Raw genomic sequence first — 18,104 nt, forward strand, 5'->3', positions numbered from 1 at the left:
TTGTTACGTGGCCAGCGAAATAATGTCCAAGCCAAACTGCCGCAGAATCACGAAAGTTTGCGGCATGGCGACGGATTGAAGCAGGGTCACAATCTTGACTACAATAATCAGGTATTGATAGGTGAGCCGAGCCTGAACCCCTGTCTCCAAATTCGAGGACGATGCCCCATGAAGATTGCCCTTTCCACGCTCGCCGGCGCTGCGATGGCGCTCGGCCTGATCGCCGGCCCGGCCATGGCGGAGGATCAAGGCATCGTCGTCTACAATGCCCAGCATGAGAGCCTCGCCAAGGAATGGGCTGCCGGCTTCACTAAGGAGACCGGCATCAAGGTCACGCTGCGCAATGGCGGCGACAGCGATTTCTCCAACCAGATCGTCGCCGAGGGCGCGGCCTCGCCGGCCGACGTCTTCCTGACCGAGAATTCGCCGGCCATGGCGCTGGTCGAGGCGGCCGGTCTGTTCGCCCCGGTCGACGCCGACACCCTCGCCCAGGTTCCCCAGGAATACCAGCCGTCGAGCGGCAAGTGGGTCGGCGTCGCGGCCCGCAGCACCGTCTTTGCCTACAACAAGGACAAGCTGAAGGAAGACCAGCTCCCCGAGTCGCTGCTGGACCTCGCCGATCCGAGCTGGAAAGGCCGCTGGGCCGCCTCGCCGTCGGGCCCCGACTTCCAGGCCATCGTCAGCGCCCTGCTCCAGCTGAAGGGCGAGGCCGCGACCGCCGACTGGCTGAAGGCGATGAAGGAGAATTTCACGGCCTACAAAGGCAACAGCACTGTCATGAAGGCGGTCAATGTCGGCGAGATCGATGGTGGCGTGATCTACCACTATTACTGGTTCGGCGATCAGGCCAAGACCGGCGAGAACAGCAAGAATGTCGGCCTGCATTATTTCAAGAACCAGGACCCGGGCGCCTTCGTTTCGGTATCGGGCGGCGGCGTGCTGGCCTCCAGCAAGCATCAGAAGGAAGCCCAGGCGTTCCTGAAGTGGGTGACAGGCAAGGGCGGCCAGGACGTGCTGAAAACGGGCACGTCGTATGAATATGCGGTCGGCAAGGATGCCCAGTCCAACCCGAAGCTGGTGCCGCTGGCCGACCTGCAGGCGCCGAAAATCGATCCGGCGACGCTGAATTCCAAGAAGGTCATCGACCTGATGACGCAAGCCGGCTTGCTTTAGTTCGCGTTCGTCCTAAAAGGGCAAGCGACCGTGCTCCCGCGGGAACTCGCTTCCGTGGGAGCGCTTTTGTTTTGGAGATGGCCTCGTCGATGACGATCATCTGCGTTTGCGGCCGCGGCCGCGGTTCATCACGTCGCTTCCGGGCGGCCTATTCCGACTGATGGCGTCCGCGATCCACCTCACGGCTTCCGCGCTGCCGGCGGCCGGAATGAAGAAGCGCCGGGCCATGTCGTGGATCACGCTCGCCGCGGCTTTGATCTCGCTCATCGCGCTGCTGCCTCTCGGCTTCATCGTCTGGATCGCGATCCAGACCGGCTGGGATACGGTGGTGGCGCTGATCTTCCGCCCGCGCGTCGGCGAGTTGCTGATCAACACGGTGCTCCTCGTCATCGTCACCGTGCCGATCGCCATCGCGCTGTCGGTGGCGCTGGCTTGGCTGACCGAACGCAGCGACCTGCCGGGCAATCGGCTGTGGTCGTGGCTGTCGGTGGCGCCGCTCGCCATCCCTGCTTTCGTGCACTCCTATTCATGGATCAGCTTTGTCCCTGGCCTGCACGGGCTCTGGGCCGGCCTGCTGGTCTCCGTCATCGCCTATTTCCCGTTCCTCTATCTGCCGATCTCCGCCGCGTTGCGCCGTCTCGACCCGGCGCTGGAGGATGCGGCGGCGGCGCTTGGCCTTGGCCCGTGGCGGGTTTTCGCGCGCGTCGTGCTGCCGCAGTTGAGGCTTGCCATCTGCGGCGGCTCGCTGCTGGTCGGCCTGCATCTTCTGGCCGAATATGGCCTCTATGTCTTCATTCGCTTCGACACCTTCACCACCGCGATCGTCGACCAGTTCCAGTCGACCTTCAACGGCCCGGCCGCCAACATGCTGGCCGCCGTGCTTGTGGCTTGCTGCCTTTTCCTGCTCGCCCTCGAGGTGATGATACGTGGCGAGGAGCGCTATGCGCGTGTCGGTTCCGGCGCCGCGCGCAAGCAGCAGCGTGCCCGCCTCGGCCGCGCCGCCCTGCCTTGCCTGCTTTTGCCGGCCGGTGTCGCACTGCTGTCGCTCGGCGTGCCCTTCGTCACTGTCGGCCGCTGGCTGCTCGCCGGCGGCGCGGATGTCTGGCGCTGGGACGAGATCGGCCTGGCGCTCGGCCAGACGCTGTTCCTCGCCATCGTCGGCGCTGTGCTCGCGACGGTTGCCGCCATGCCGATGGCCTGGATCTCGATCCGCGCGCCAGGCCGGCTGCAGCGCCTGCTCGAGGGCTGCAACTACATCGTCGGCGCGTTGCCGGGCGTGGTCATTGCGCTGGCGCTGGTGACGATCACCGTACGCGTCGCGCTGCCGCTCTACCAGACGCTGTTCACCATCCTGTTCGGCTATGCGCTGATGTTCCTGCCGCGCGCGCTGATAAGCCTGCGCGCTTCGATCGCGCAGGCTCCGGTGGAGTTGGAGCGTGCCGCTTCCAGCCTCGGCCGGCCGCCAGTCAAGGCACTGTGGGCGACAACCATCCGCCTGTCGGCGCCCGGCGCCGCGGCCGGCATGGCGATGGTGGCGCTCGGCATCACCAACGAGCTCACCGCCACCCAGATGCTGGCGCCCAACGGCACCCGCACCCTGGCGATGGCCTTCTGGTCCTACAGCAGCGAGATCGACTACGCCTCCGCCGCTCCTTACGCGCTGATCATGGTGGCGATGTCGCTGCCGATGACCTGGTGGCTCTACGTCCAGTCGAAGCGGATGGCCGGACGATGAGCTTTCTCGAACTGAGCGATGTCGCCAAGAACTATGGTCCGGTGACGGCGCTGGCCGGTGTCGACCTTCAGGTCGAAAGCGGCAGCCGCACCGCGATCGTCGGGCCGTCCGGCTGCGGCAAGACCACCTTGCTCAGGCTGATCGCCGGCTTCGAGGCGCCGGACCGCGGCCGCATCGCGCTTGACGGCAAGGTGCTCGCCAATGGCGACGCGGCCGTGCCGGCGCATCGCCGTGGGATCGGCGTGGTGGCCCAGGACGGTGCCCTGTTCCCGCATCTCAGCATCGCCGACAATATCGGTTTCGGCATCGCGCGGAATGCCGACAAGCGGGCCGAGCATATCGTCGAGCTTGCCTATATCGTCGGGCTGGACAAGGCGGTCCTGAAACGCCGGCCGCATGAGCTTTCCGGCGGCCAGCAGCAGCGCGTCGCGCTTGCCCGCGCCATGGCGATGAAGCCGCGGCTGATGCTGCTCGACGAACCCTTCTCGGCGCTCGACACCGGGCTTCGCGCTTCGATGCGCAAAGCGGTGGCAGAGCTTCTGGAAGAGGCGGGCATCACTACCATCCTGGTCACGCACGACCAGGCCGAAGCGCTGTCCTTCGCCAGCCAGGTGGCGGTGATGCGCGACGGCCTGTTCTCGCAGGTCGGGACGCCGCGCGAGCTCTATTTCCAGCCCAAGGACAGGATGGTCGCCGAATTCCTTGGCGACGCCATCATCGTGCCCGCCAGGATCGCGGATGGCTTCGCAGTGTCGCGGCTCGGCCGCATCGCCGTCGATACGAAGGAACGGCGCGATGTCGCGCGCATCATGCTGCGGCCCGAGCAGATCCTGCTCAAGCTCACCTCCCGCGAAGGCATGTCGGGCACGCCGGACATGCTGTTCGGCGAGGTGACGGACTGCGAATTCGCGGGCGCCGTCTGCACCGTGGCGGTACGGCTGCTCAACAGCCCGGATCCGCCGGACGCGGCCGCCATCGGCAACACGCCGCTCGTCTTGCGCAGGACAGGCATGGACGCGCCGTCCATCGGCGAGATCGTGCGGCTGACCGTCACCGGCAAGGCGCACGTATTCGCTTAATGTCCGCCTTGAGATAATGCAATTCTGCATTATCTTCAGCAGCCGGAGGCTACACCATGACGACATTGACAGTTACAGCGCGTGGCCAAGTCACGTTCCGGAAGGATGTGCTCAAGCACCTCGGCATCCAGCCCGGCGACAAGATCAGGCTTGATCTTCTACCTGGTGGCCGGGCGGAGCTGAAAGCCGACCAGGGCAAGGGCTCCTGGCAAGAGCTGAGCGGGATGCTCAAGGGCAAAACCAACGGCGCCCGGCTTTCGATCGAGGAGATCAACGATGCGATCGCCGACGCCGGCGCTTCGAGCGGGATGCGCGGAATCGAGCGCGAGTGAAGGTCAGCCTCGACACCAACGTGCTGTTGTGGCTCATTGTCGGGGACGACGAAGCGCAGCAGCAGACCGCAGCCGAGACCCTGGAAAGGGCCGAACTGGTCGCGATCAGCGTTCAAGCGCTCTGCGAGTTCGTTTGGGTGCTGGACAGAAGCTACCGGGTCGCGCGGCCCGACATATCAGCCTCGATCCGTCGCATCCTCGATATGCGCAACGTCGTAGCCAACCGACCAACGATCGAGGCTGGCCTGGCCGTGCTCGACGCCGGCGGAGATTTCGCCGACGGCGTGATAGCGTTCGACGGTCAGTGGCTCGGCGGCAAAACCTTCGTGTCCTTCGATAGGAAAGCGGTAAAGCTGGTCGAAGGACAGGGAACGCCCACACTGCTGCTCGAGTGATCTACCGCACGCGTTGTCCCGTCGCCGGCGACCAGAGCGGCCATTGCTCGAGAAAGTCGTGGCTGTGGATAACGACGCGCTGCCCGTCGATCAGGATGATCGAATAGGCGGGCGGCGCCTGCTCGACCATCTCGTCGCCGACCACGTCCAGCATGAAGCGGGCATGCAGGCCCCGTTGCACCGAGAACGGAATGCCGGCGACGGTGCCGGCTATGTCGCGGTGGACATGGCCGAAGAAGATATAGCGGACATTGCCGTGGCGCGTCAGCACGTCGATGAGCCGCTGCGGCTGCTCGAGCCCGAGCGGGTCGAGCAGCGTAAGCCCGAGCTCGACCGGCGGATGGTGCAGGAAGATATAGGCCGCCTTCCCCGCCACCTCGGCGAGCCTGGCATCGAGCCAGCCGAGCCGGTCGTCGCACAACTCGCCTGTGACGCGGCCTTCCGCCAGGCTGTCGAGGAAAATAAGCCGCCCTTCCGGCGTGTCGAAAACCGACTGCACGAAACCGTTTCCGTCGGTCCCGTTTTCCGGGAAGGCGGCGATGAGGTTGGCGCGCCGGTCGTGGTTTCCAGGCAGCAGCCGGTAAGGCACGGCAAGCCGGCTCAGCGCCGCCTTCAGGTCAGCATAGCTGTCGGCCTCGCCGTCGTCGGTCAGGTCGCCGGTGAAGATGCAGAGCGCCCCATCGCTGTGGCGCTGATTGATATGGTCGATGCAACGATCGAGCCGCTCATTCAGGTTCGCGCCATATCGTATCTCGCGCAGACGACCGAGATGGACGTCCGTAACCTGGATGACCTTCATGCCCCGAACCCTCAATCAAAATGTTCGCAAAGCCGACGGAAAGGGATCACCCTTGGAGCGCCGGCTCCGGCACAGAAGCCTTGAACACCTCCAGCCTACCGCCTGTCTCCGAGGAGAAGAAGTGCAGGTCCGATTCGGCGAACTGCAGGCCGATCGTGCTGCCCGGTTCGGGGTGGACGGCCTCAGACGTCACGACGGAGAACGGCGCGCCGTCGAGATCGACATAGATGACACGTCCGGCGCCCAATTCCTCGATGAGGTCGACCGTCGCCGCGAGCGCTCCGGGCGTCCCCGGCGCCACCATGCGCACCGCCTCCGGCCGGACGCCGACCGCGACCTTCGAGCCCACCGCTAGCCCGGCTCGCGATACGTTGAGCTTGCGGCTGCCGCCGAGCAGCGAAATGCCGTCGAGCGCCACCGTGCCTTCGAGCATGTTCATCGCCGGCGCGCCGACGAAGGTGGCGACGAAGCGGCTTGCCGGCCGGCCGTAGACTTCCGCCGGGGTGCCGACCTGCTCGACGCGGCCGCCATTCATCACCACCAGCCGGTCGGCCAGCGTCATCGCCTCGACCTGATCATGCGTGACGAAGACGGAGGTGGCATTGAGCCGCCGGTGCAGCTTGCGGATTTCCGAACGCATCTGCACGCGCAGCTTGGCGTCGAGGTTGGAGAGCGGCTCGTCGAACAGGAACACCTTCGGCTCGCGGATCATGGCGCGGCCCATGGCGACGCGCTGGCGCTGGCCGCCGGACAGCGCCATCGGCTTGCGGTCGAGCAGGTGCTCCAGTTCCAGGACGCGCGCCACTGCCTGGATGCGCTGCGTCCGCTCGGCGGCGGGAACGCCTGCCACCTTCAGCGAATAGCCGATGTTCTGCGCCACGCTCATATGCGGGTAGAGCGCGTAATTCTGAAACACCATGGCGCAGCCGCGCTCGCGCGGCTCGAGCTTGTTGACGACCGTGCCGTCGATGGCGATCGTGCCGCCGGATATCTCTTCCAGCCCTGCGATCATCCTGAGCAGCGTGGACTTGCCGCAGCCGGAGGGTCCCAGGATGACGACGAATTCGCCCGAGGCGAAATCGAGGTCGACGCCGTGCACGACCTGCGTCTTGGCATAGTTCTTCTTGACGCCGCGAATGGTGATGGAGGCCATTTCCTGTCTCCTTATTTTTCGGTGGCGATCAGGCCGCGCACGAACCAGCGCTGCATCAGCACCACGACGATCATAGGCGGCAGCATGATGATCAGTGTGCCAGCCATGGCGATATGCCATTCCGGCGCGCCGCCGACATTGGGGATGAGCTGCTTCAACTCGGTCACCGCCATCGCATGCGACTGGTCGGTGGTGATGAGCAATGGCCACAGATACTGGTTCCAGGCCCACAGGAACATGATGGTGCCGAGCGCCGCCATGTTGTTGCGCGACAGCGGCAGAAGGATATCGACGAAGAAGCGCAGCGCGCCGGCCCCGTCCATGCGCGCCGCCTCGGTCAATTCGTCCGGCACGGTCAGGAAGAACTGGCGGTAAAGGAACGTGCCGGTGGCGGTCGCGACCAGCGGCAGGATCAGGCCGCTATAGGAATTGAGCAGCCCCAGGCTGAGCTGGACTTGAACCCCCGATATCTTCTCGATCAGCCAGGACAGCCCTGTCAGGTCCATGATCGTCTGATAGGGCTCGAGCACGTTGGCGACCACCGCATAGGTCGGCACGATGCGCACTTCGAGCGGCAGCATCAGCGTGATGAAGATCAACCAGAAGATCAGCATGCGGCCGGGATAGCGGAAATAGACGATCGAGAAGGCGGTGAGCGCCGAGATGATCACTTTGCCGGCGGCAACGCCAAACGCCATGATGAAGGAATTGAGCAGCTTCGGGCCGAGATCGGCCGTCGTCCATGCCGTCTTGATGTTGACCCAGAAGTCGCTGCCCGGCAGCAGCGACATCGGCACGTCGTTGACGTCCTTCAGATTGTGCGAGGCGGCGATCGCCACGATGACGAACGGCGCCACGCAGAAGACGAAGCCGGCGAACAGGATGAGATGCGTGAAGAAATTGAGGATCGGAGTGCGCTCGACCATGACCCGCCTCAACGATAATGCACGCGCCGCTCGATGAAGCGGAACTGGACGATGGTGAGCGCGATGATCAAGAGCATCAGGATGATGCTCTGCGCGGCCGCGCCGGAGTAATCCAGGCCTTTGAAGCCGTCGGAATAGATCTTGTAGACCATCAGATTGGTGGCGTTGGCCGGCCCGCCGGCGGTCATGATGTCGACGATGCCGAAGGAATCCTGGAAACTCTCGGTGATGTTGATGACCAGCAGGAAGAAGATCGTCGGCGTGATCAGCGGGAACTGGATGTCCCAGAAGCGCCGGATGACGCCGGAGCCGTCCATCGCCGCCGCCTCGATCAGCGAACGCGGGATCGCCTGCAAGGCAGCGAGGAAGAAGATGAAGTTGTAGCCGACATATTTCCAGGAAAAGGCGATGATGACGGATGCCATCGCGTCGGCGCCGTCGAGGCCGGGGTCCCAGAAGCCGGGCCAAACCTTGTTGACGACGGCCATGAAGCCGGCCTCCGGCGCCAGGATGAAACGAAATGCCAGCGCCAGCGCCGGCGCGGCGATGCCGTAAGGCCAGATCAGCACCACGCGATAGAGCCACGAGCCGGCAAGCTGCCGGTCGGTCAGGGCGGCGAGCACCAGCGCGATGACCATCGCAAGGCCCGTGCTGATGCCGGCAAAGATCATGCTGGCGGTGATGGAATTCCAGTAGTCGGCACTGGCCAGGATCGAGCGGAAATTGTCGAGCCCGACCCAGATGTTGCCGCCGCCCCAGGGCTGCTGCAGCGTCAGCGACCAGTAGACCGCCTGGCCGGCAGGCCAATAGAAGAAGGTGAAGATCAGGATAAGCTGCGGCACCGCGAACAGGATGCCGATCGTCCATCTGCCGAAAGTGACGCGTTTTTCCATAGATCCGCCGATGCAGTGGAACCCATCAGCCCGCCTTCGCGGGACAAACTAGATATGAAATGGCCGCCCGTCGAATCTCGACGGGCGGCCGTTGCGCTATCCGGGGTCAGGGCAGGGTCTTACCCGGATAGGTCTGCTGGAAGCGCTCGAGGATGGCGTCGCCATTCTTGACCAGCGCGTCGAGGCCTTCCTGCACGCTGACCTTGTTGGCGAAGATCGCCTGCATCTGCGTGCCGAACTCGGCGCGGATCTGGGTGAAGTTGCCGAGGCGGATGCCGCGGGTGATCTCGGTCGGCTCCGACGCGGTCAGGCTGGCGATGGCCACCTCGCGGCCCTTATAAGGCGCCTTGTCGTAGAAGCCGTTGGATTGCATGAAATCGAAGCCCGATTTCGTCACCGGGATATAGCCGGTGTTGGTCGACCAGAACAAAGCGGTCTTGGGGTCGTGGATGAAGTTGAGGAAGGCGGCCGCGCCCTTGTATTCGGCGTCCGACTTGCCGGACAGCACCCACAGCGAGGCGCCGCCGACCAAAGAGTTCTTGCGCTCGGTGCCGGCATAGACCGGCAGCTCGGCGACATCCCAGCTCATGCCTTCCTTCTGGGTGCGGCCGACAGTGCCGTGGTCGCCGACCGAAGTCAGGATGACCTGGCAGGTGCCGGTGGCGAAGGCCTGCACCATGTCCTGGCCGAGATCCTTGGACTTGATCTTGATGAGACCCGCGTCATACCACTTCTTCAAGTCGGTGACGTACTGGACGAACTTGGTCTTGTTGACTTCCAGACGCGCGTCGAGGCCGTCATAACCGTTGTTCTTGGTGGCGATCGGCTGGTTGTGCAGCGCCGAGAACTGCTCCATCAGCTGCCAGCTTTCGTTGGCCGAGATGTTGATCGCCATCGGGCAGTCATAGCCGGCGTCTTTCAGCGCCTTGAGATCGGCGCCGACATCTTCCCAGGTCTTCGGCGCCTCGGTCTTGCCGATCTTGGCGAAGGCGTCCTTGTTCCAGTACATCAGCGCCGTCGACGAGTTGAACGGGAAGGACAGCATCTCGCCCTTCGACGTCGCGTAGTAGCGGGCGATGCCGGGAAAATAGTCGTTGTAGTCGATCTTGTAGCCGTTCTCCTCCATCAGCTTGTCGGCGGGCTTGTAGGCGCCCGACAGCATCATGGTGGCGGTGCCGACGTCATAGACCTGGACGACGGTAGGCTGCTTGCCGGCGCGGAACGCGGCGATCGTGTTCTGCAGCGTGGCGTCGTAATTGCCCAGGCTGGTGCAGACGACCTCGTAGTCCTTCTGGGAGGCGTTGAAGTTCTTGCACAGCGTGTCGACGACGCGGGCGAGGTCGCCCGAAAGACCGAACCAGAAGTCGAATTTGACCGGTTCGGCAATAGCAGGAACCGCAAGCGCGGTGCTGAGCGCGCTGGCGGCAAGGGCAGCAAAGCCCCGCTTGATGATCGTCATGGTTTTCCCTCTTGAGTGGCAGTGTGACAAGGGTTTTGCGCAAGTCCTTGCCCGCTCTCATAGAGAAGGTATGTGACAGTTCTGTTGTGGGCCCGAAGCCCCTGTGGACAGCCAGTCTCTCCTCCCCTGGCAGCGGCAGCGCCGGCATGAAAACGTCACATCGGCGCTCTAGAGAGCTAGGGCGCCGCCAAGCCGTGAAAAGACCTCTTTGATTAACCGGCTAACTGAATGAGACAAGACATGCTGGTTCCGCAGCTCACGCACGTGCCCGTCGCCGTCCGCAACGCCATGCGGGACGGGCCGCGCGACAGCGCCACCCATCTGCGCCACGCCGCCGCCGTTCCCGCCCTCGGCGAGATTGAGATCGGCGGCAAGGCTTCGCGTGAAAGCGCCGGTGAGAGCCTGACCGTCATGGCCTGGAATGTCGAGCGGCTGCGCCACGTCGATGCCATCGCCGAAACCATCGCCGGCCAGGCGCCACACGTCGTGCTGCTGTCCGAGGTCGACAAGGGCATGGCGCGCTCCGGCAACGGCCATCTGCTGAGCCGGCTTGCCGATCGCCTGGGCCATTCCTACGCCTATGGCGTCGAGTTCCTCGAGCTCGGCACCGGCAATGAGACGGAGCAGGTGGCAAATGGCGGCGCCGAGAATGTGGAGGGCTTCCACGGCAACGCCATAACCAGCACCGTTCCGCTGCTGCGGCCTTTTCTCGTTCGCTTCGACGCCGCTGGCGCCTGGTTCCTGCCGGAGCACGGCCAGCCACGCATCGGCGGCCGCATGGCGCTCGGCGGCCAGATGATGGTCGGCGACCGCCGTGTGACCGTCGTTTCCGTGCATCTCGAGAACCGCACCACGCCGGCCGGCCGGGCCGACCAGACGCGCCATCTGCTCGATGCCATCGACAGATATGATGCGGAAACGCCTGTTCTCATCGGCGGCGACTTCAACACGCTCACCGCCACCTATCCCGAACGCAATGACGACCCAGCCGCGTGGCGAAAGCGCATCGCCGCCGAACCGGACCGGCTGATGTGCCCGGAGCGTCATGAGCCCCTGTTCGCGGTGTTTGCCGAGCGTGGCTACGACTGGCGCGAGGCCAACGCCTTCGACAAGCCGACGCAGCGGCGCGCGGCCGGCGACCTGACGCCCGCCGGCCATATCGACTGGTTCTTCACCCGCGGCCTTTCGGCAAGCGCACCCGCGACGCTGCCGGCGGTCTTGCCGGACGGCAGCCCGAGCGCCGACCACGAGGCGCTGGTGGTCACGGTGCGGGTGAAGTGACGGCCTTCAGGATCGACCAATTCCCGCTGGCTCGGCCCAATGATTCCAGGCATGGCCTCCCTGACAGATACAACCTGGGACGCACGCAGTGGTTGCGGGCGGCATAACCGATTCTTCAGCTGCCGGGCCCTAATCAATTCCGTTGCCTTGATTGATGTGGGAAGATCAGGTGAAGCAAGATGTTGACCGTCTATAATTGTATCGTAAACGAGCACGATCTGAGACTGGTCGCACTGGCCGCGCTGATTTGTGGAATTTCTTGTTTCACCGCTGTCAATCTGCTCCGCCATGTCGTGCAATCGACCAGCCGGAACCGTTATGCCTGGCTGCTGATTGCCGCCGCTTCGACCGGATTTGGCATCTGGGCGACGCATTTCATCGCCATGATCGCCTTCACGCCGGGAATACCCAACGCCTACAACGCCGAGCTTTCGGTCGCTTCGCTGGCGGTTTCCGTTCTTCTGACGGCCGCTGGGATATGGATCGCAACCGTGCGCAGCGGCATCGACCACTATCTCGTCGGTGGCGCCGTGCTCGGCATCGGCATCGCGGCGATGCACTATACCGGCATGGCGGCTTTCGAGGTCGAAGGTCGGATCGTCTGGAACCAGCTGCTGGTCGCGGCATCGCTGGTCTCGGGTATATCACTTGCCGCGCTTTCGCTGTTTATCGTGCTGCGTCGCCCGTCGACCCTAGCGACAGTCGCCGGTGCCGTCCTGCTGACGCTGGCGATCTGCACGCTGCATTTCATCGCCATGGCCGCCGTCTCGATCTATCCGGATTCCTCGATCGAGATCTCGAAATTCACGATCGCTCCGATGTCGCAGGCTTTCGCAGCCGCGACGGCAAGCCTCGTCATTCTGGTGCTGGCGGCCACCGCGCTGTGGATCGATCTGCGCTTCCGCCGTCACAGGATCGAGGCGGAGCGCATGCACGGCCTCGCCAATGCTGCCGTCGAAGGCCTCATCGTCTGCGACGGCAACCGCATCGTCAGCGCCAACGACAGCATCGCGGCGCTGAGCGGCATCGCCGCCGGCACGCTGAACACGATGAGGCTGGGCGAGCTGTTCGGCGAACGAATTGCGTCGGCCGTTGGCACCGGCAACGGACAGGCGCAGGAAGCCGACCTCCGCGGTCAGGACGACAGCCGGATACCGGTGGAGCTGATCGCCAGGAGAATCGATTATTGCGGCAAGCCGCATCTGGTCGTGGCCGTGCGCGACATACGCGAACGCAGGAAGGCCGAACAGGAGATCATGCGGCTTGCGAATTACGACCCGCTCACCGGCCTTGCCAACCGCCGTAGCTTCACCAGCCGCCTGGAAGCCGAGATCGCCGCATCCGCGCCAGATGGCAAAAGCAGTGGCAAAGGTAGCCAGCTGGCGCTCATGCTGCTCGACCTCGACCGGTTCAAGGAAGTGAATGACCTCTTCGGCCACGCCGCTGGCGACGCCGTGCTGCAAAAGGTGGCTCACTGCGCTTCCAGCGTGCTGCGCCACGGACAGATGTTGGCCCGGCTTGGCGGCGACGAATTCGCCATCATCGCCCCCAATCTTCCTGACCCGCAGGCGGCGGGCCGCATAGCCGAGGCGGTGCTTTCGGCGCTGCGCCAGGAAAAACCGGCTGTCGCCCGGCGGCATGGTGTCGGCCAGCATCGGCATCGCGCTTTACCCGCTCGATGCCGACGAACAGGCGGCGCTGGTCAGCCATGCCGACACCGCGCTTTATCGCGCCAAGGCCGAAGGCAAGGACACCTTCCGCTATTTCGAGGCCTCCATGGGTGCCGAGGCGCGCGACCGGCGCAGCCTGGAGCAGGATCTGCGCCAGGCAGTGGCGCGCGGCGAATTCCGGCTCGTCTATCAGCCGCAGAAGGAAATCAGCAGCGGCAGGATGATCGGCTTCGAAGCCCTGCTCCGCTGGCAGCATCCCGACCGCGGCGAGGTTCCGCCGTCGGTGTTCATCCCGGTGGCCGAGGATAGCGGTTCGATTGCCCAGATCGGCGAGTGGGTGCTGTCGACCGCCTGCGAGGAGGCCGCGACGTGGAAGAACCCGCTGACGGTCGCTGTCAACGTCTCGGCGGTGCAGCTTCACAATCCCGATTTCAGCCGCAAGGTGCATGAGGTGCTGCTTCGCACCGGCCTGGCGGCAGGCCGGCTCGAGCTCGAGATCACCGAGACGGCGTTGGTGAAGGACATGCCGCGCGCGCTGGCCACCTTGCGTCAGATCAAGGCGCTGGGCGTACGCGTGGCGATGGATGATTTCGGCACCGGCTATTCCTCGCTGTCCAACCTGCGCGCCTTCCCCTTCGACAAGATCAAGATCGACGGGTCCTTCATCAAGTCGGTCGACCGTAACGGCCAGGTCGCAACCATCGTGCGCGCCGTGCTCGGCCTGGGGCGCGGCCTCGGCCTGCCGGTCTTGGCCGAAGGCGTCGAGACGCTCGACGAATTGCGCTTCCTCGATGCCGAGGATTGCGACATCGGCCAGGGATATTTTCTGGGCAGGCCCGGCCCGATCGAGGCGTTCAGCGAGCTCACGGGTGTTCCGGCGGCCGATGACGGCGTCAAGGAAGACGCGGCAACCGCCAAGGTCGAAAATGTCCGGGGCGGCAGCATCCTGATGCTGCAGCCGGCAGCGGCCGCGCGTTCAGTCTAAGCAATTCCAGGAAAAGTGTGTAGCGGTTTTCCGTCCGGAATTGCGTCAATCCAAAAGATCACACGATCACGGCGCGAGCGCCGCTTCCACTAGGCGCTTGGCGTCGGGGCTCGACCATTCGGCCGGGCCGTTCATATGCGCGATCAAGCAGCCGTCCGCGTCGATCAGCATGGTGACCGGAAGCCCGAGCGCCAGGCCGCGCGTCTTCGCCTCGTTGAACAGGGCGATCGTCGGATCGCGGTAGAAGCCGAGCGTCTCGACGCCGATTTCCTTGAGGAACTTCTTCGGCTTGGTATCGTCGCCCGTATCGACATTGACCGCGACGACCTCGAAGTCCTTGCTGCCCTTCTCCTTCTGCAGTGCATCGAGCGCCGGCATCTCGGCTCGGCACGGCGCGCACCATGTCGCCCACAGATTGAGCAGCACCGTCTTGCCGGCATGGTCGGCGATCGTCATCGGCTTGCCATCGGGACCGTTGAAGGCGAGGCTTTTCAGCGATTGCGGCGGATCGGCTGGCTGCAGCGCCGCGACCTGGCCAACCGCTTTTGCGGCGACGGTCTTGGCCCGGGTTGCCTTGGCCGCACAGGCGGCGTCGTCTTTGCCGGCGGCCGCGGCGACCTTCTCCGGAGCGTTGTTGCCAGAACCGCTCTCGCTGACATATACCGCGACCGCGCCGGCCAGCACGCCCGCCACCAAAGCGGCAAGGATGAGGCGCGTAGCCGGAAAAAAGAATTTCTTGCCGTCTGCCATTTTCAAAACTGCTCCGGAGCACGGGTTATAGCGATGAGCGACAAGAAGGCCAGCAACCAGATGTGGGGCGGACGTTTTGCCTCGGGTCCGGCCGCGATCATGGAAGCGATCAACGCGTCGATCGGCTTCGACCGCAAGCTCTATGCGCAGGACATAAGCGGATCGATCGCCCATAGCGAGATGTTGGCTGAAACGGGCATTATTTCGGCGGCCGATCAAGAAAAAATCGCTCACGGGCTGAACACGATCCTGAAAGAGATCGAGGCCGGCACCTTCGAATTCTCCACCAGGCTGGAAGACATCCACATGAATGTCGAGGCCCGCCTTGCCGACCTGATCGGCCCTGCGGCCGGACGTCTGCACACCGCCCGCTCGCGCAACGACCAGGTGGCGGTCGATCTGAGGCTCTGGGTCAAGCAGGAATGCCAGCGCGTCGCCGAGGCATTGAAGGACTTGATCGCCGCATTCCTCGAACGCGCCGAGGAGCATGCGGCGACCGTCATGCCCGGCTTCACCCATATGCAGGCCGCGCAGCCGGTGACTTTCGGCCACCATTGCATGGCCTATGTCGAGATGTTCGGCCGCGACCTCTCGCGCGTCCACGACGCCATCGAGCGCATGGACGAAAGCCCACTTGGCGCGGCGGCGCTTGCCGGCACCAGCTTTTCCATCGACCGCCACATGACGGCCAAGGCGCTGGGTTTCCGCGAGCCGACGCGCAATTCGCTGGACAGCGTTTCGGACCGCGACTTCGCGCTGGAATTCCTGAGCCTCGCCGCGATCTGCGCGACGCACCTCTCCCGGCTCGCCGAGGAGATCATCATCTGGTCGACCCCGCAATTCGGCTTCATCCGCCTGTCGGATTCCTTCTCCACCGGCTCCTCGATCATGCCGCAGAAGAAGAACCCGGACGCCGCCGAGCTGGTGCGCGGCAAGACCGGCCGCGTCAACGGCCATCTCGTCGGCCTGCTGACCGTGATGAAGGGCATGCCGCTGACCTATGGCAAGGACATGCAGGAGGACAAGGAAGCGGTCTTTGACGCCGCCGAGACGCTCGACCTGATGCTGGCGGCGACCACCGGCATGGTGCGCGACATGACCGTCAACGCCGCCGCCATGAAGAAGGCCGCCGGCGCCGGTCACGCCACCGCGACCGACCTCGCCGACTGGCTGGTTCGCAATCTCGGCCTGCCCTTCCGCGAGGCACATCATGTCACCGGCCGCGCCGTGGCGCTCGCCGAGGAGAAGAAGGTCGGCCTGGAGAAGCTCTCGCTGGAGGACCTGCGCTCGATCCATCCCGGCATCACCGACGACATCTTCTCGGTGCTTGCCGTGCAGAATTCGGTGAAGAGCCGGGTGAGCTTCGGCGGCACCGCGCCGTCGGAGGTGCGGAAGCAGATCCGCTACTGGAAAAAGCGGCTCGCCAAGGCTTAATGCCTGTCGCCCAGAAGTGCATAGCGGTTCTGGGACAACGACATGCATCAAAACAAATGCATGTCGCCCGGACGTGTGCAGCGGTTCTGGGACACGATATGCATCAAAACAATTGCCCGGATGCAAAGTGCCGAAAACTCGGCTAAAAGCGGCGGCACAGGAAACAATTTCAAACGGATGGATCGATGACCCGTAGCAGGATTTTGGTGACGCTGGCGCTGCTGGCGGCGGTTGTCACCGTCACGGCCTGCGGCAGGAAGACCGGCCTCGACACGCCCTATGAGGCGGCGGAGCAGGCGCGCAAGGATGCGGAAAAAGCCAAGCAGCCGGTGCCGCCCGAGCCGGAGAAACCGGTCAAGGACAGGAAGTTCATCCTCGATCCACTGCTCTAGAGCCGACGGGATCGCTCGATCTCACCACGCTCCAACTTTTCGGGACCAACCCTCGTGAACCATTTCGACTACCGCGACGGCGTGCTCCATGCCGAGGACGTCGCCATCCCCGATATAGCAGCCGAGGTCGGCACGCCTTTCTACTGCTATTCGACGGCGACGCTGACCCGGCATTTCCGCGTTTTCAGAGAAGCCTTCGCCGGCCTCGACGCGCTGGTCTGCTACGCCATGAAGGCGAACTCCAACCAGGCCGTGCTGAGGACGCTGGCCAGGCAAGGTGCTGGCGCCGACGTGGTCTCGGAAGGCGAATTGCGCCGTGCCCTGGCCGCCGGCATCCCGGCCAGCAAGATCCTGTTTTCCGGCGTCGGCAAGACCGCGCGCGAGATGGATTTCGCGCTCTCCGCCGGCATTCTTTGCTTCAATGTCGAATCCGAGCCTGAACTCGAACTGCTGTCGGCGCGCGCCGTGGCGCTCGGCAAGGTGGCGCCCATCTCGCTGCGCATCAATCCGGATGTCGATGCCAGGACACACAAGAAGATCTCGACCGGCAAGGCCGAGAACAAGTTCGGCATCCCGTGGCAGCGCGTGCGGCAGGTCTATGCCCGCGCGGCCGAATTGCCCGGCATCAAGGTGACCGGCATCGACACCCATATCGGCAGCCAGATCACCGAATTGCAGCCCTTCGACGACGCCTTCGCGCTGCTGGTCGAGCTGGTCGGCGCGCTGCGCGCCGACGGACATGCGATCGAGCATGTCGATCTCGGCGGCGGCCTCGGCATCCCCTACCGCGTCGACAACAGCCCGCCGCCGCTGCCCGACGCCTATGCCGAGATCGTCAGGAAGCATGTCACCAGGCTCGGTCTCAAGGTGATGTTCGAGCCCGGGCGCCTGATCGTCGGCAATGCCGGCATCCTGGTGTCCGAGGTCATCTATGTGAAGGAAGGCGACGCCAGGAATTTCCTTATCGTCGACGCCGCCATGAACGACCTGATCCGGCCGACGCTCTATGACGCTTTCCACGACATCCGGCCGGTGGTGCAGCCGCCCGCCTCCACACCGCGCATGAAGGTCGACGTCGTCGGCCCGGTCTGCGAGACCGGCGACTTCCTCGGCCACGACCGCGACCTGCCCAGGCTGAAGGCCGGCGACCTGATCGCTGTTTCGACCGCCGGCGCTTATGGCGCGGTGCAGGCCGGCACCTACAACACCAGGCTTCTGGTGCCGGAGGTTCTGGTGGACGGCGACCGCTTCCATGTCGTGCGCCCCCGCCAGACCTATGAGAACCTGATCGGGCTGGATTCGGTCCCCGACTGGCTGAGGTAGCGCGCTCGAAGCGTTAGATTCTTTGCTGGATGAGCGCCTTGGCTTCGGCGATCCGCCCTTCGTCGCGGCGATAGAAGATCCATTGCTTCACCCGCTTTGTGCTGAGCAGGCCGGCCTGGGTGAGCACACGCATATGCTCGCTGAGCGTCGCCTGTGTGATGCCGAGCTTCTCAGCGATCAGCAGCGCGCAAACGCCGTCCTCGACCAGATCGCCATCTGCTTGGCGCGGGAAATGCGCGCGAGGATCCTTGAGCCAATCGAGGATCTGCAGCCTGCGCTCATTGGCGAATGCCTTGAAGATGTCGACCTCTTGCATTTAGCTATT

16 protein-coding genes and 1 pseudogene are annotated in these 18,104 nt (G+C 64.2%); 10 read left to right on the plus strand and 7 right to left on the minus strand.

Translation table 11 applies throughout. From position 1 onward, the window contains the following. Nucleotides 1-168: 168 nt before the first annotated feature. The 5 genes from EJ068_RS09930 (at nucleotide 169) to EJ068_RS09950 (ending at nucleotide 4,714) form a co-directional block, all read left to right on the plus strand. Nucleotides 169-1,173, plus strand: a complete 1,005-nt coding sequence (locus tag EJ068_RS09930; RefSeq protein WP_127250973.1) for an iron ABC transporter substrate-binding protein — start codon at nucleotides 169-171, stop codon at nucleotides 1,171-1,173. Nucleotides 1,174-1,333: 160 nt separating this feature from the next. Further along, nucleotides 1,334-2,908 carry an iron ABC transporter permease gene (locus EJ068_RS09935; RefSeq protein WP_128298056.1) on the plus strand — a complete coding sequence of 525 codons (1,575 nt, stop codon included), beginning with the start codon at nucleotides 1,334-1,336 and terminating at the stop codon, nucleotides 2,906-2,908. Beyond that, complete coding sequence (locus EJ068_RS09940) at nucleotides 2,905-3,987, plus strand: ABC transporter ATP-binding protein (protein WP_127250975.1); 1,083 nt, start codon at nucleotides 2,905-2,907, stop codon at nucleotides 3,985-3,987. Before EJ068_RS09935 ends, EJ068_RS09940 begins: the two co-directional genes overlap by 4 nt. Nucleotides 3,988-4,043: 56 nt before the next feature. Continuing rightward, nucleotides 4,044-4,319, plus strand: a complete 276-nt coding sequence (locus EJ068_RS09945; protein WP_127250976.1) for an AbrB/MazE/SpoVT family DNA-binding domain-containing protein — start codon at nucleotides 4,044-4,046, stop codon at nucleotides 4,317-4,319. Continuing rightward, nucleotides 4,316-4,714, plus strand: coding sequence for a type II toxin-antitoxin system VapC family toxin (locus EJ068_RS09950; protein WP_127250977.1), 399 nt, complete (start codon nucleotides 4,316-4,318; stop codon nucleotides 4,712-4,714). Before EJ068_RS09945 ends, EJ068_RS09950 begins: the two co-directional genes overlap by 4 nt. Nucleotide 4,715: 1 nt before the next feature. On the opposite strand, the gene EJ068_RS09955 is transcribed toward EJ068_RS09950, so the two are convergent. From EJ068_RS09955 to EJ068_RS09975, 5 genes are all read right to left on the minus strand, one after another. Continuing rightward, complete coding sequence (locus tag EJ068_RS09955; RefSeq protein ID WP_127250978.1) at nucleotides 4,716-5,513, minus strand: phosphodiesterase; 798 nt, start codon at nucleotides 5,511-5,513, stop codon at nucleotides 4,716-4,718. Nucleotides 5,514-5,559: 46 nt separating this feature from the next. Continuing rightward, nucleotides 5,560-6,666: a sn-glycerol-3-phosphate ABC transporter ATP-binding protein UgpC gene (gene ugpC / locus EJ068_RS09960; protein ID WP_127250979.1), complete on the minus strand. Its 1,107-nt coding sequence runs from the start codon at nucleotides 6,664-6,666 to the stop codon at nucleotides 5,560-5,562. Nucleotides 6,667-6,677: 11 nt separating this feature from the next. Beyond that, on the minus strand, nucleotides 6,678-7,592 hold the full coding sequence (locus EJ068_RS09965) for an ABC transporter permease subunit (RefSeq protein WP_127250980.1): 915 nt from the start codon (nucleotides 7,590-7,592) through the stop codon (nucleotides 6,678-6,680). An 8-nt stretch (nucleotides 7,593-7,600) separates the two neighbouring features. Continuing rightward, nucleotides 7,601-8,485 (minus strand): ABC transporter permease subunit, encoded by an 885-nt coding sequence (locus EJ068_RS09970; RefSeq protein WP_127250981.1) that lies wholly within the window; start codon nucleotides 8,483-8,485, stop codon nucleotides 7,601-7,603. Between the two features lie 106 nt (nucleotides 8,486-8,591). Next, entirely contained in the window at nucleotides 8,592-9,944 is a 1,353-nt protein-coding gene (locus EJ068_RS09975; protein ID WP_129554522.1) for an extracellular solute-binding protein, read from the minus strand. Between the two features lie 240 nt (nucleotides 9,945-10,184). Here EJ068_RS09975 and EJ068_RS09980 point away from each other — a divergent pair, with 240 nt between their 5' ends. Both EJ068_RS09980 and EJ068_RS09985 read left to right on the plus strand, forming a co-directional pair. Then, a complete protein-coding gene (locus EJ068_RS09980; RefSeq protein ID WP_127386427.1) occupies nucleotides 10,185-11,225 on the plus strand; it encodes an endonuclease/exonuclease/phosphatase family protein in 1,041 nt (346 codons plus the stop codon). Between the two features lie 179 nt (nucleotides 11,226-11,404). Beyond that, nucleotides 11,405-13,880, plus strand: a pseudogene (locus EJ068_RS09985) (EAL domain-containing protein). 66 nt (nucleotides 13,881-13,946) lie between these two features. Here EJ068_RS09985 and EJ068_RS09990 read toward each other — a convergent pair. Beyond that, nucleotides 13,947-14,630 (minus strand): TlpA disulfide reductase family protein, encoded by a 684-nt coding sequence (locus tag EJ068_RS09990; RefSeq protein WP_127253279.1) that lies wholly within the window; start codon nucleotides 14,628-14,630, stop codon nucleotides 13,947-13,949. Nucleotides 14,631-14,663: 33 nt separating this feature from the next. Between EJ068_RS09990 and argH the strand changes: the two genes are divergently transcribed. The 3 genes from argH to lysA all read left to right on the plus strand — a co-directional run bounded on the left by argH (nucleotide 14,664) and on the right by lysA (nucleotide 17,779). After that, nucleotides 14,664-16,064, plus strand: coding sequence for an argininosuccinate lyase (gene argH, locus EJ068_RS09995; RefSeq protein WP_127253281.1), 1,401 nt, complete (start codon nucleotides 14,664-14,666; stop codon nucleotides 16,062-16,064). Between the two features lie 185 nt (nucleotides 16,065-16,249). Then, a complete protein-coding gene (locus EJ068_RS10000; RefSeq protein ID WP_127253283.1) occupies nucleotides 16,250-16,456 on the plus strand; it encodes a lipoprotein in 207 nt (68 codons plus the stop codon). A gap of 54 nt (nucleotides 16,457-16,510) precedes the next feature. After that, on the plus strand, nucleotides 16,511-17,779 hold the full coding sequence (gene lysA / locus EJ068_RS10005) for a diaminopimelate decarboxylase (RefSeq protein WP_127386326.1): 1,269 nt from the start codon (nucleotides 16,511-16,513) through the stop codon (nucleotides 17,777-17,779). 13 nt (nucleotides 17,780-17,792) lie between these two features. On the opposite strand, the gene EJ068_RS10010 is transcribed toward lysA, so the two are convergent. After that, nucleotides 17,793-18,095 (minus strand): metalloregulator ArsR/SmtB family transcription factor, encoded by a 303-nt coding sequence (locus tag EJ068_RS10010; RefSeq protein ID WP_127253287.1) that lies wholly within the window; start codon nucleotides 18,093-18,095, stop codon nucleotides 17,793-17,795. Nucleotides 18,096-18,104 lie beyond the last annotated feature (9 nt).

The sequence above is a fragment of the Mesorhizobium sp. M2A.F.Ca.ET.043.02.1.1 genome, from assembly GCF_003952405.1.
Lineage (GTDB): Bacteria > Pseudomonadota > Alphaproteobacteria > Rhizobiales > Rhizobiaceae > Mesorhizobium.